The organism is Arcticibacterium sp. (genome assembly GCF_055134445.1).
Genome location: NZ_JBSRVI010000161.1, coordinates 17,426 through 30,939, shown reverse-complemented (window position 1 = coordinate 30,939; position 13,514 = coordinate 17,426). Strand labels below are relative to the sequence as shown.

The following is a 13,514-nucleotide window of genomic DNA, read 5'->3' as shown; positions in this document are numbered from 1 at the left end:
GAATGGATTTTATCATTTAGTTTTCCCCTAATTCCTAGAAAAATCAAAGGAATAAACACCACTTTGGAGTTTGAAAGAGACATTCTTTTTGCCTCTGGATTTCTTTACACCTTTACTTTTCTTGTAAGATTTACCATGCTCTAAAACCTTGGTTACTTCTTTAAATGGAGCGTATAGCGTAGCCTCGCTTCCTACAGGAACTTCCAGATAAACACTGAGAATGTCGTCTGATATTTTCTCCCATTTTATAGCGGCATCTCCATAAATGGTTTCGGTAGAAAAGTTGGCGAACTCCAAATCGTTATCTATTTCAGGTTTGAAGATAATGTGTTTGTAAGCGGGCTTGTCTTTATCAATTTTCATCCCAGAAAGATGGGTGTAAAACCAAGAAAGTCCACCTCCAAACATCGGATGGTTATAGCTGCCTTTTTCACTCCAATGCTCTCTGGTGGTGGTACTTCCTAGTTCTAGCCATTGTCCAAAACTAGGTTCTCCTCTTTTACTGAGGGCATCAAAAGCTTCTTCTTCTAGTCCGTTATTACTTAAAACTTCAAAGAAATATCGTGTGCCAAAGATTCCGGTATCAAAATGTCCACGGGCCTTTAGAATATCCTTTTTTAAGGAAGCGATTACGTTAGCGTAAATGTCTTTTGATACACCCATTTTTAAAGCAAAGATGTTTCCGCCATAAGGTCCAAATGACTTCGTTTGAGGATTGTAAAATTTGGTTTCAAAAGCCTTTTTGGCTTGATCGGCTTTGGCTCTGAATAATCTTGATTCTTCAGTCTTTCCTATAATTTGGGCAGTTTGTGCCGTAATATCGGAGCATAGCCAATAGTAGAAGGTATGCACTAGTTCATCTGAGGGTAAACAATCTTCACATACACCAGCCCATTCTCCTAGATTCCACCATTTAAGTGGTTGGCCATCATGGCCATTTCTTTGACTGTAAATGGTTCCCGCAGTGGTAAGCCACGTTTGCATATAATTCAGATAGCCCTTCATGGCTTCGTAGTTGTCTTGCAGCATGTCTTTAGAGCCATATTGTTGGTAAAACTCCCATGGAATAACATGGATGGCCGCCCCCCAAGCTATACCGCCACCACATCCTGGTTGCCATGGAGCACCATTGGGAATATAGCCCGTTTCTAAAATTTGAGCATCTCTAATGTCTGTCATCCATTTCTGGTAAAACGCCTTGGCGTTGTAGTTATGCATAACGGTTTGGCAAGCCACTTGTGCATCTCCCGTATAGCCTGAACGCTCTCTGTGTGGGCAGTCAGAAGCAATGCCGCCATGCATATTATCCAACTGACTTCTTTTCCAGATTTTATGAATTTGATTGAAAAGGTCTGATGAGGTTTCAAAAGTGGCTTTCTCTTTTAAATCGGTATTCACCGCTTCCGCAATCAAATTTTCTGCTTTCAGCTCTCCTGGCCAGTTGGTGATTTCTACTCCGGAAAACACAAACCAGTTAAACCTGGGAGCGTATTGCTCCAAACCTTCCCCTTTAAAAATGTAGGTGTTTTCACCAGAGTATAAGTTGCCGTTAAAAGTGATATGGACTTTCTGACCTGCAGGACCTTTCACATTGACCAGTTTAAGCCATCCCGAAATCTCCTCTGGAAAGTTAACTTTAAAATGCCCTTCGCCTAATTTTTCAATATTGACAGGTGCATATTGTTGGGTTACTTTGTCGGTTTCTGCGGTATGGGCTACCAGCTCGCCATAAGGTGCTTTTCTCTGTGCTGCATTTTGCCAATGCTTATCATCAAAGTCGTCTTCAGACCAGTTGGCTATTTCTTTTCTAGCATCATAGATTTCACCATCGTAAACTAAGTCCATGAGAATGGGCGATTTTTCCGCTTTCCAACTTTCATCACTAACTATTATTTCTTCTGTGCCATCCGTATAGGTGAGATGGAGTTGAGCTAAAAATCTAGGAGAGCCATAAGAAGCCGTCCAGAATTTGGGTGCATTATAAAATCCGTTTCCTAAAATGCTGCCAATGGCATTTTTACCTTTTTTAAGGTGAGAGGTAATGTCATAAGCCAGATACATCACTTTGTATCCAGCGAAATCGTCCGGTAAAGCAATGTACGCATTTGGCAGTTCAGGTCTTTTACCATAATTAGTCTGATTTGGAACCAACACATCGTTACCTACTTTTTTCCCATTGGCATAAAACTCAAAATATCCTAGGCCAGTAGTAAAGACTACCGCTTTGCTCACCTCTTTATTGATGACAAACGTTTTGCGTAGCAATGGGGCGGGAGGGGGCATTATCTCTGTTTTCTTGTCGGGTCCACCCTCGGGTTTGGCAATGGCTTCTTCACCCTGCCAAGGAGCACCTATCCATTTAGCCTGCCAGTCCATTTTTTCTAACAAACCCATTCTCCAGAAAGCGGGCTGAGACCATTCGCCTACTTTATTTTTCATATCCCAAGTCCTCACTTGCCACCAGCATTCTTGTCTTGAGTTTAAAGTTTTCCCTTTGTAAACTATTCTATTGGCGTTTTCTGAATTGGTTTTGCCAGAATCCCATAAATCGGGTGTGTTTAATTTTTCTTGACTGCTTCCCACTCTTATTTGGTAGGCTGTTTGTTTTTGTCCTCTTGTGTTTTCATGCGAAGTGTTTATCCACGCCAATCTTGGCTGAAGCACATCCACCACTCTTGGGTTTTCAATATACTCACAAGTCAATTGTCGGCTTTCAAGTTGTGCTTTTAACTGCAGCAATGGACTGAATCCTAAAATTAAGAGGAAGAGCCTTTTATGCATTCTGCAACAGTGTTAAAAGCTTACGATCCAGTTTATAACCGTACCAGTCTTCATAATCCACATCTTCTCTTCCTGAGTCAAGGATTCCAAAAGAACCTTTTAGTTCCCATAAGGCAAAGCCAATATCGTTCTTACTTAATATGCCAGTTAAGTCTTTAAACCAAGCCATGAAGACATCATGTGGCGTTTTATTAAAACAGCCACATTCTCCACAGTGAACGCCTATACCTTGATTTTTTAGTTCAATCCATGGGGCATAGATGTCTTCCAGCATTTTTTTACTGAGGTATTGCTCACCTACTTGGCCTGGCCATTTAAGCTCTGGCAAATTGGACGTGTCTTTAAACACCCAAGGAGCGGCATAATGAGAAATGATGCCTGGGGCATAACCACGGCAACTTTGTGCCACTTTGAGGTCGATGAGTTCAGGGGTTACTTTACTACCCACTTCATTGCCGTCGGCTATGATTAACCTATTTGGACTGACTTCGTGTATGGCAGTTTTAGCAGCTAAAACCAGTTTCCGGTAAACGTCGCCAGGTAGTTTTGTTTTTGCACCAAATTGGTCGTTCATGTCGTCACGCCAGCTGGGCTCATTGAGGAGGTCAAAACTCATTCTTTTAGCGTTCTGGAATCTAAACCGCTTCGCCCAAAATTTCCAGTGAAAACAGAAGTCGTCTTCCGCTTGTTGGTCTGTCCATATGTTATAGGGTTCGTTAAAACCGGCATTGATGCAGTACCCTGGAGCTCTATGTATATTCAAACTCACATGATGTCCATATTTCTGAGCATTGTATACCAATTGCTCTATTTTATCTGTGGCTTTTGTATTGATATTCCTGACGTCTTCTATCCTTAGGTCTTTACTTCGGTCAAAATTTATATAACTCGGATAAGCCATAGGGATCCTTACAAAGTCAAAACCCCAGTCTTGCATCCATTTGAAAAACTCTTCTGGTGTTTGATCTCTTTGATTACTCGGATCCGGAGAAAAGAAATCTAAAAAGTTAAAGCCCTTCCATTTTGGTATGGCATTTTTGGGAGGTTGAGAAATGGCCCTATTGGCTCCTACAGCTATGGCTGCGGAGGTTAAAAGAGACTTTTTGATAAAATCTCTTCGGGTGTTATTTTTCATATTTTCTTTCATTAAATATTTTCAGAGTCTGCTTTAAGCTATGTTTCTATACTAAGAAAGTAACCAGTAAATCAAAATAGTAATCGTCACTAGGATAATACCCATAACTTTGCTCCATTTCCAAGGTTCGCTGCTGTCTTTTGTTTCCTCTACTACAATTTTACCTGTTGGGAATTGTTTAGAAACCGCTATCATAATGAGTATATTAAGAACGAATTCTATTCCCCAAATGTGCACAAAGTGAATGCCCGAATCAAAAACGAAGGTGGTAAGAATGTAAAAAATGAAACCAAACAATAAACCAATTTTAGCACCATTGGCATTGACAGATTTAACAAAGAAGCCCGCCATTAAAATGGAAGCGATAGGAATAAAGAATATGCCGTTTAATTGCTGCATCATTTGATATAAGCCTTCTGGAGCACTGGCAACTAAGGGTGCGGCTATTATGGCGAAAACGGCTAAAATGACAGCAACCCATTTTCCTTTTTTTACCAGTTCTTTCTCTGAAATATTCTTATTAATATGCTTTTTATAAAGGTCGAAACAAAAGATAGTGGAAGCCGAATTTAAAACGCTATTGAACGTGCTTAACACGGCACCCAAAATAACAGCGGCAAACAATCCTGTTAAACTTGCGGGCAATACTTTTTTGACCAATAATGGGTACACGATGTCCTGATTGTCATAATATTGGTCTTGGAAATAATAAAAGGCTATCATTCCGGGTAAAACGATAACTAAAGGGATTAAGATTTTTAAAACGCCTGTATATAAAAGGCCTTTTTGAGCTTCAGCTAAGTTTTTAGCACCAAAGGCTCGCTGTATAATAGTCTGGTTCATTCCCCAGAAATAAAGCTGATTAATCATTAAACCTGTAAACAAGACAGAGAAGGGGAGCACTGAATCTTCAGCTCCAATGATATTGAATTTTTCAGGGGCATAATCATAAACTTTAGTAAGTCCGCTCAGCATATTTCCATCGCCAATGCTCCAAAGTGCCAAAATAGGAATTAAAAGTCCACAGAATAGAAGACCAATTCCATTTAATGTATCAGAATAAGCCACCGCTTTTAGACCACCAAAAATGGCGTATGCAGAGCCAATAATGCCAATAGCCAAAACCGAATACCACAGACCTTCCGTTTTTGTAATATTCAGATTGTCGGAGATATCAAAAATACTTTCAATATTTAAAGCACCTGAATAGAGAACTATAGGAAGGAGAGTCACTACAAAAGATACCATCAAGAATAAAGCCACCAAAGTCCTAGTAAGTGAATCGTACCTGTTTTCTAAATATTCTGGAATTGTGGTTAGTCCCATTCTAATATACCTTGGAATAAAATAAAGTGCTGCAATTACAAGTGCTATGGCCGATGTGACTTCCCATGCAATTACGATGATGCCATTTTTATAGGCATTGCCATTCATACCAATTAAATGTTCGGTAGAGATGTTGGTCAGTAACATGGAGGCGGCAATTACCGGGGCCGTTAAGCTCTTTCCAGCTAGGAAATAGCCTTTTTCACTGCTGAGATTCTCGTTTTTTAAACGGTACCAAACAAAGGCAATTACCAAAAAAGTAAAGCCCAAAAAGCCAGCAAGGGTTAGTATCATTTCAATGGGTTAGGATTAGCTGACAAATTAAGCCAAAAAGCTTAGAGGGCAAAAGTTTTGTAATTCAAAGATTTCATGTGAAATTTGTTGGAAATTTAAAAATATACCAATGAGTAATTCATTTTCTGAAAAAGAGATAAATCCTTTGAATAGCATTGAAGATTGGGAGGATGATTTATTGGAGAGATATCCTGAAGAGGAATCAAAAGCAAAAGAGGAATATAGAAACTATACTGACTCTGAAAGACAAGATACTGTGCGTGAGTTTTACAGATTGAATCATACCCATCAAACGTATGATTTTGTAACTCAAAAAGAGCAAGAGTTTTTGAAATTTGATAAAAAGGAAATGTCTTTATGGGACGCAGTAGATTTTCTTAACACGTTAGTAGATGATTCTGACCCAGATACATCTTTAGATCAGTTGCAGCATTTATTACAAACATCTGAAGCTATACGTGCCGATGGTCATCCAGACTGGTTTGTACTGACGGGTTTTATGCATGACATGGGAAAAGTGCTGTGCTTGTTTGGAGAGCCTCAGTGGGCTGTGGTAGGTGATACCTTCCCTGTAGGCTGTAAACATTCCGACAAAATAGTATATCCAGAATTTTTTCAGGCCAATACCGATAGTACAGATGAGCGTTATAATACCAAGTATGGTGTTTACGAGCCTAACTGTGGATTGGATAAAGTAAAAATGAGCTGGGGACATGATGAGTATCTTTATCAAATGATGAAGAATTATCTTCCAGAGGAAGCTTTATATATGATAAGATATCACTCTTTTTATCCTCAACATAAGGAAAACGCTTATGCTCACTTAATGACTGATCATGATCATAAAATGTTTAACTGGGTAGATAAATTTAACCCTTACGATCTTTATTCTAAAGTGCCAGTGCCCCCAGATGCAAAGGCCCTTAGACCTTATTATGAAGATTTGGTGGCGAAATATTTACCAGATACTTTAAAGTTTTAATAGGGAATTTGTAGAAAGGAGAGGTCATAGCGGCTTCTCCTTTTTTTATGCAAAAAATAAAGCCCAACAGATTTCTCCATTGGGCTTTCATTATAAAGGTCTGAATAGATTACATATTCATTTTCTTTAACTCTTTTACAGCGAAATCTGCCGCACGAGCAGTTAAAGCCATATAAGTTAAAGATGGGTTTACACAAGAAGAAGAGGTCATAGCCGCTCCGTCTGTTACGAAAACGTTTTCTGCTCCCCAAACTTGGTTGTTTTTGTTCAACACAGAAGTTTTCTCTTCACGCCCCATTCTGGCTGTTCCCATTTCATGTATACCAATACCAGGAGATTTCTCCTCGTCTTTATACCCACGAACGTCTTTAAAACCAGCCGCTTCTAACATCGCTACGGCTTCGTCACGCATGGCGACACGCATTTTTTGCTCGTTATCTCCCCACCATGCATCAAATTCGATGATTGGCAGTCCCCAGCTGTCTTTTTCCCCACTAAGCGTCATCAGGTTAGACTCATCTGGTAAGGTTTCACCAAATCCACCAATGCCCATGTTCCATTGCCCTGGCACAGTGCTTGATTCTTTAAAGCTAGCACCAAAAGTAGCATCAGAAGCTACACCTCTGTTTCTAGAGGCTCTTCCTTGATAACCGAAACCTCTTAAGAATTCTCTCTTATCATTTCCCCAGTTTGTAAACCTTGGAATGTAGATTCCGTTAGGTCTGTTACCATAGTAATATTTGTCTTCCCAACCGTCTATAACACCACCTGCACCGGAAGATAAATGGTGATCCATAATGTTTCTTCCCAGTTGGTCAGAAATGTTTCCTAAACCATTAGGGTGTCTTTTAGATTTAGACTGCATCATAATCCAAGCAGAATTAATAGCAGAAGCATTAAGGAATATAACTTTAGCAAAGTACTCTACTTCTTCTTTAGTGTTCTGGTCAATGGCTCTTACACCAGTGGCTTTACCTAAATCGTCGTCATAGATAACTTCGAAAACAATCTTGTCGTTAATAAGCGTCAAGTTCTCCGTTTTCTTGGCTGCAGGTAAAGTGGCAGATTGCGTACTGAAGTATGCACCGTAAGGGCATCCTTTAATACATTTATTTCTGTATTGGCAAGTACCTCTTCCTAAAGCCGTTTGCTCTGCGGTAGGTTCTGTTAAGTGAGCCACACGACCAATGGTTACATGTCTACCTTCAAACTTGCTTTCTAAAGACTCTCTGAAGTGCTGCTCTACACAGGTCATATCCATTGGCTTTTGGAATTGTCCGTCAGGAAGTACATCCCAGTTTTCTTTTTGACCAGAAATACCAGCAAACTTCTCTACATAGTCGTACCATGGAGCTAAGTCGCCATATCTGATTGGCCAGTCCACTCCATGACCATCTTCTAAATTGGCAGTGAAGTCTCTTTCGTTAAATCTGTAAGACTGACGTCCCCACATTAAAGAACGACCACCAGTGTGGTATCCTCTAATCCAGTCAAATCTTCTTTTTTCTTTGTAAGGGTGGTCTACATCTTTTTCAAAAAGACCACGATTGCCTTCATTTGCGGCATAACCTGTACGGGCCACCGCCCAATAATCTTCTGCAGCTTGCTTGTCTACTCTGCCACGGTGCGGGTAGTCCCATGATTCTTTCATCATGTCATCATATCCACTTACATGAACTACGTCTCTACCTCTTTCCAGCATTAGCACTTTTAAACCTTTCTCTGTCAGTTCTTTGGCTGCCCATCCACCAGAAACTCCAGAGCCTACAACTATAGCATCAAAGGTGTTTTGCTCCTTTGCTTTTCCTTGAATATTCATTCTTAATTTTCTTTAAAGTTTTTAATTGGCCTATAATGCGTAGGCTTTTTGACCTTCTTTTAAAGGAATACATCCTTCAAATTTTCCAGGGATAGGCACATAGTCCAATTCTTGAGTAGCCCCAATCTCTGAAGTGAAGTAACCAAAAATGGTCAATTCTTTCATGATGTTAAAGAAAGGTGCTACAGACTCTGCAGCTTTGCCATCATCTTTCACTTTGCCTGTTTCGGCATCCACTTCTTTTGCTTTTTGTTCTACTTCTTTCTCTTCAGCAGCAGACGCTTCCATTGCTTTAAGAACTTCTACTTGTTGATCACTAGAAAGAGAAAGGAAATTAGAACCTAATTCTTTTGATTTTTTCTCCACCATATCTAAGCCTTTAATGAAGTGTGCACCCTGAGCTTCAGAATAGCAATCTTTCAACATGGTTTCAATGAATGGTCCTACACCAGCTTCTTTAGCACCAGGTGTATCTGTAGTCGGGATAATGATTTCCGCTATTTCAGCTACCAAACTTTGGTAGTCTGCTGAAAGACTAAATGGGGTATTGCCAGCTTGCTTAGGCGTGCAACCCTCCATAAGAGCCATTAAAGTAGGTGCTGAAACAGCTCCACCCATTAAAATGGCTACGCGATTTAATGCTTCTCTTCTATTCAATTTTCGTCGCTTATTTATAGATTAAAGTGAAATATTACTATGAGGGGGTGAATTTAAGGGCAATATGCCTTTAAATCAAAATTTGAGGGGTTTTTCATTGGATTTATTTACTGCAAACCTTTGCATTGAACCATGGTACTTGGAATAGTTATAATTAGAAAGGTTTAATTCTTGTTTTTGATAAAACGTATAGTCTTTGGGGATTATTTTTAAGTTAGACGCTTTTCAGTTTTGGAATATCTAAATCTGCTTTTATTGGGAAAGCGTTTCCGCACCTTTACAGGGTTAATAATCTGGTGGCATAGGTGTGTTTTGGGTGGCGATTTATATGATTTGTTCTCAGAATAGTTAAAGTGCTTCCTTTTAGTAAGGTTTTAAAAAGTCATACATTGACTGTGTTGATGTATGACTTTCTAGGGTAAATGTCTTTGTAAGTCTAGCACGAGTTAGGTGATATGTAGACTTTTTTATTTGAAGATAATTGCAGTTGATTAGAAAAGTACTATTTTTGTGTCAAGAAATTTCAACTAAAATTAATATAAAATGAAAGTTGCTGTAGTAGGAACTGGTTATGTAGGTTTAGTAAGCGGAACGTGTTTTGCTGAAACGGGAAATACGGTTATATGTGTAGATAATAATCCAGAAAAAGTAGAGAGCCTTAAGAAAGGTAAAATGACCATTTACGAACCTGGTCTAGATGTACTTTTTGATAGAAATACGAAGGAAGGCCGTTTGACTTTTACGACTTCTTTAGAAGATGGTATAAAAGATGCGGAGGTTATATTTTTAGCACTTCCAACACCTCCGGGTGAAGATGGGTCTGCAGATTTAAAGTATATTTTGGGTGTAGCTCATGATTTGGGCAAAACCATGAAAAAGTATGCGGTTATCGTAGACAAAAGTACGGTGCCCGTAGGAACTGCAGAAAAAGTAACGGCAGCCATAGCGGCAAATGCTACGGTTGAGTTTGATGTGGTTTCTAATCCTGAGTTTTTAAGAGAGGGTGTAGCCGTAGATGACTTTATGAAGCCAGATAGGGTAGTGGTAGGTACGGAGTCTGTAAGGGCTCAAGAAATCATGAAGCGTCTTTATGCTCCTTTAGTACGTCAGGGTAATCCTGTGATATTTATGGATGAACGTTCTGCTGAAATGACGAAATATGCCGCAAACTCGTTTTTGGCTATGAAAATCACCTTCATGAACGAAATAGCTAACCTTTGCGAGAAAGCTGGTGCAGACGTAGACAACGTTAGAAGAGGAATAGGTACAGATAGCAGAATAGGTAAGCGTTTCTTATTTCCAGGAATTGGATATGGTGGAAGTTGTTTCCCAAAAGATGTTCAGGCTTTAGGTAAAACGGCCTCTGAATATGATTACGATTTCAAAATATTGAAATCTGTGATGCAGGTGAATGACAAGCAGAAAACCAAAATGATACCTACACTGAAGGAATATTTTGGCGGAGACATAAAAGGAAAAACCATAGCCATGTGGGGTTTGGCCTTTAAACCTCACACCGATGATATTAGAGAAGCACCCGCTTTGTATAATATTAAGTCTTTGAGAAGAGCTGGAGCTAAAGTGGTGGTTTTTGACCCAGAAGCTATGCCAAATATCAAAAAAGAAATCGGTAGAAAAGTAACTTATGCCACTTCCATGTATGATGCTTTAGAAGGAGCAGATGCACTCATGATCATGACAGAGTGGCCAGAATTTAGGTCTCCAGATTTCGATAAAATTGGTGAAGCTTTAAAAAACAAAGTTATCTTTGATGGTCGAAACTTGTATGATTTAAATAATATGCAGGAAAAGGGGTTTACCTACCATTCAATTGGAAGGAAATCAATTGTTCAGTAAATGTATTTTGGCTGAAGATTCGACATTCAATCTTAAGTTAAATATTTAAAGTTTAAATGAAAAGGATACTAATAACGGGTGGGGCAGGCTTTTTAGGTTCTCACCTTTGTGATAGATTTATTAAAGAAGGTTATCATGTCATAGCCATGGATAACTTGATAACAGGTGACTTAAGAAATATAGAGCATCTGTTTAAATTAGAGAATTTTGAGTTCTATCATCACGACGTGAGCAAGTTTATTCATGTTCCGGGTGAATTAGATTATATCCTTCATTTTGCTTCTCCAGCTTCGCCAATTGATTATTTAAAGATTCCTATTCAAACATTGAAAGTAGGTTCTTTGGGTATTCACAACTGCTTGGGTTTAGCTAGAGTAAAAAATGCCAGAGTTTTAATTGCTTCTACTTCTGAAATTTACGGTGATCCACAAGTGCATCCTCAAACAGAGGACTATTGGGGACACGTGAATACAGTAGGTCCAAGAGGTGTTTATGATGAGGCCAAACGTTTTCAGGAGTCTATGACTATGGCTTATCATACTTTCCATGGGGTAGAAACTAGAATCGTAAGGATTTTCAATACTTATGGCCCTAGAATGCGACTGAACGACGGCCGTGTCATTCCTGCTTTTATGGGTCAAGCTTTAAGAGGTGAAGATTTAACCATTTTTGGAGATGGTAGTCAAACACGTTCTTTTTGTTATGTAGATGATCTAGTGGAAGGTATCTATAGATTGTTGCTTTCGGATTATGCTCAGCCTGTTAATATTGGTAATCCAATTGAGATTTCGATAGCGGACTTTGCGGAAGAGATCATCAAATTGACCAATACAGACCAAAAGGTAATTTACAAGGACTTACCAGTAGACGATCCGAAACAACGTCAGCCAGATATTACCAAAGCAAGAGAGATTTTGGGCTGGGAGCCAAAGGTTGGAAGAGAAGAGGGTCTTGCCATAACTTTCGAATATTTCAAAGGATTTTCAAAAGATAGATTGTTCGACGAAGCCAAGCATAAAGAGTTTTAAAACAATTCGCTAAGTTTCTTTTAAGCCCGATGACATCAGTCCTCGGGCTTTTTTATGTTCAAAGCTTCTTTCTTGACAGGTTAAAAATTTGTAAACTCGCAAAACTTTAACCATTGAAAATAAAATTGAAACGAATTGTAGGAGGTCTCTTTCTATTATTTTTACTCCAACCCTTACATCTAGCAGCTCAAGAACTTTCTTTTTATAGGTCTGCTTCACAGTCAGAAAACCTAGAAGATGTTCTTGAAAAACCTTTTATTGACTTTGAAGAAAAAGTAAATGAGGGTTCTCTCAATGGTGTCTATTGGATAAAAATTAAAAATATTTCGGAGGAAAAGGCATGTGAAGTAACATCTTCACATATTAAGGAAGTGGTGTGTTTTATTGATGGCTTTATGTTTTCTCCTGTTTCCGGTTCTGTTTTTCCTACTTTCATTTTACCAGCAAATAAAGTGGCGTTTCTAAAGGTGACCTGTGAAATGGAGGCTTTTATTCCTTTTAGGTTTACAAACCATAAGGAATTCAATCAGCAGGAAAACAAAAGTTTACTTACTTCAGGGTTTTATTACGGCTTTACCGTAATGGTATTGGTCATGAACCTGTTTTATTTCTTTAGTTTGAAGGAAAAGAGTTTTCTCCTTTACAGTGTTTTTCTGTTTTTTATTAGTGTCGCTATGTTTCAAAGAGACGGATTTAGTCACTTGCTGTTTGGTCAAAATGCCTACATATATTCTTATTTGGAGATATTAACACATTTTTTTGTAGGCTTAACGGGAACCATATTTGCGATGGATTATTTGAATATGGAAAACTATTGGAAGCAATATAAAACCATACTATTCTCATTAAATGCTTTTGTTTTGATAAGTTTAGTCGTCTATGTCATGACAGATTCGTTCTTAGTAATGAAAGTATCCGAGTTTTTGGTTATTTCCATTTTGATATTAATCTGGTTTACTGCTGTGTTTTTGTTTCGTAAAAACACCTATTCTAAAATCTTTGTAATAGCCTACTTCTTTATATTAATTATGGCTTGTGATTTTTTCATATCTCCACTTATCGGTTGGGCCAATTTGGGCATTACCACCAAGTATATGAAAATAGGAGGGCTTTTGGAAATGATGCTTTTAAGTTATGCGGTTGTCTATAGAATGCGGGAGCTGCACTTGGATTATAAGGTGATGGGGCGTCAACTTTATGACTATACAAAACAACTGACCTCTTTGGAAGATGAACTTCAAAAACTCAATGAAGGAAAAGAAAATGACATTACCGCAGATGTTTTAAGCTCGAGAGAAATAGAGATTTTAGAGCTAATTGCCGCAGGTAAAATAAACAAGGAAATAGCGGAGGAATTATTTATTTCAGTAAATACGGTTAAGTATCACACCAAAAAACTTTATGCTAAACTTAACATTAAAAGCAGAAGTGAAATACAGCCAGGATTTGTTGAATCTTTAAATTGAACTAGCTTTTGTAAAACTAGCTCAAATCGACGTTTAAAGCCATTTCTCCTATTGCCTACCCACAAACTACCCGCAGACTACCCCTATTAAAATTGGATGATCGACTGTTTTGGACGATTTTCGCCATTGTATTTATAGCCATGAAGAAATAATTTTAGTTTAATAGCAG

The 13,514-nt window shown here is 38.6% G+C and carries 9 protein-coding genes; 4 read left to right on the top strand and 5 right to left on the bottom strand.

The window, feature by feature from the left end:
- Positions 1–27: 27 nt before the first annotated feature.
- From ACTBZY_RS21015 to ACTBZY_RS21005, 3 genes are read right to left on the bottom strand one after another with little or no spacing between them, the layout of a single operon-like run.
- Positions 28–2,781: a family 78 glycoside hydrolase catalytic domain gene (locus ACTBZY_RS21015; protein WP_463048353.1), complete on the bottom strand. Its 2,754-nt coding sequence runs from the start codon at positions 2,779–2,781 to the stop codon at positions 28–30.
- Complete coding sequence (locus tag ACTBZY_RS21010) at positions 2,774–3,916, bottom strand: glycoside hydrolase family 5 protein (protein ID WP_463048352.1); 1,143 nt, start codon at positions 3,914–3,916, stop codon at positions 2,774–2,776. The genes ACTBZY_RS21015 and ACTBZY_RS21010 overlap by 8 nt, the downstream gene beginning before the upstream one ends.
- Positions 3,917–3,967: 51 nt before the next feature.
- Positions 3,968–5,536 carry a solute:sodium symporter family transporter gene (locus ACTBZY_RS21005; RefSeq protein ID WP_463048351.1) on the bottom strand — a complete coding sequence of 523 codons (1,569 nt, stop codon included), beginning with the start codon at positions 5,534–5,536 and terminating at the stop codon, positions 3,968–3,970.
- Between the two features lie 109 nt (positions 5,537–5,645).
- On the opposite strand from ACTBZY_RS21005, the gene ACTBZY_RS21000 reads away from it, so the two are divergent.
- On the top strand, positions 5,646–6,518 hold the full coding sequence (locus tag ACTBZY_RS21000) for an inositol oxygenase family protein (RefSeq protein ID WP_463048350.1): 873 nt from the start codon (positions 5,646–5,648) through the stop codon (positions 6,516–6,518).
- A 109-nt stretch (positions 6,519–6,627) separates the two neighbouring features.
- On the opposite strand, the gene ACTBZY_RS20995 is transcribed toward ACTBZY_RS21000, so the two are convergent.
- Positions 6,628–8,337, bottom strand: coding sequence for a GMC oxidoreductase (locus ACTBZY_RS20995; protein ID WP_463048349.1), 1,710 nt, complete (start codon positions 8,335–8,337; stop codon positions 6,628–6,630).
- 30 nt (positions 8,338–8,367) lie between these two features.
- Entirely contained in the window at positions 8,368–8,994 is a 627-nt protein-coding gene (locus ACTBZY_RS20990; RefSeq protein WP_463048348.1) for a gluconate 2-dehydrogenase subunit 3 family protein, read from the bottom strand.
- Between the two features lie 543 nt (positions 8,995–9,537).
- Here ACTBZY_RS20990 and ACTBZY_RS20985 point away from each other — a divergent pair.
- The 3 genes from ACTBZY_RS20985 (at position 9,538) to ACTBZY_RS20975 (ending at position 13,345) form a co-directional block, all read left to right on the top strand.
- Positions 9,538–10,851: a UDP-glucose dehydrogenase family protein gene (locus ACTBZY_RS20985; RefSeq protein ID WP_463048347.1), complete on the top strand. Its 1,314-nt coding sequence runs from the start codon at positions 9,538–9,540 to the stop codon at positions 10,849–10,851.
- A 56-nt stretch (positions 10,852–10,907) separates the two neighbouring features.
- Positions 10,908–11,879, top strand: a complete 972-nt coding sequence (locus ACTBZY_RS20980; protein WP_463048346.1) for a UDP-glucuronic acid decarboxylase family protein — start codon at positions 10,908–10,910, stop codon at positions 11,877–11,879.
- A 125-nt stretch (positions 11,880–12,004) separates the two neighbouring features.
- Positions 12,005–13,345 carry a 7TM diverse intracellular signaling domain-containing protein gene (locus tag ACTBZY_RS20975; protein WP_463048345.1) on the top strand — a complete coding sequence of 447 codons (1,341 nt, stop codon included), beginning with the start codon at positions 12,005–12,007 and terminating at the stop codon, positions 13,343–13,345.
- Positions 13,346–13,514 lie beyond the last annotated feature (169 nt).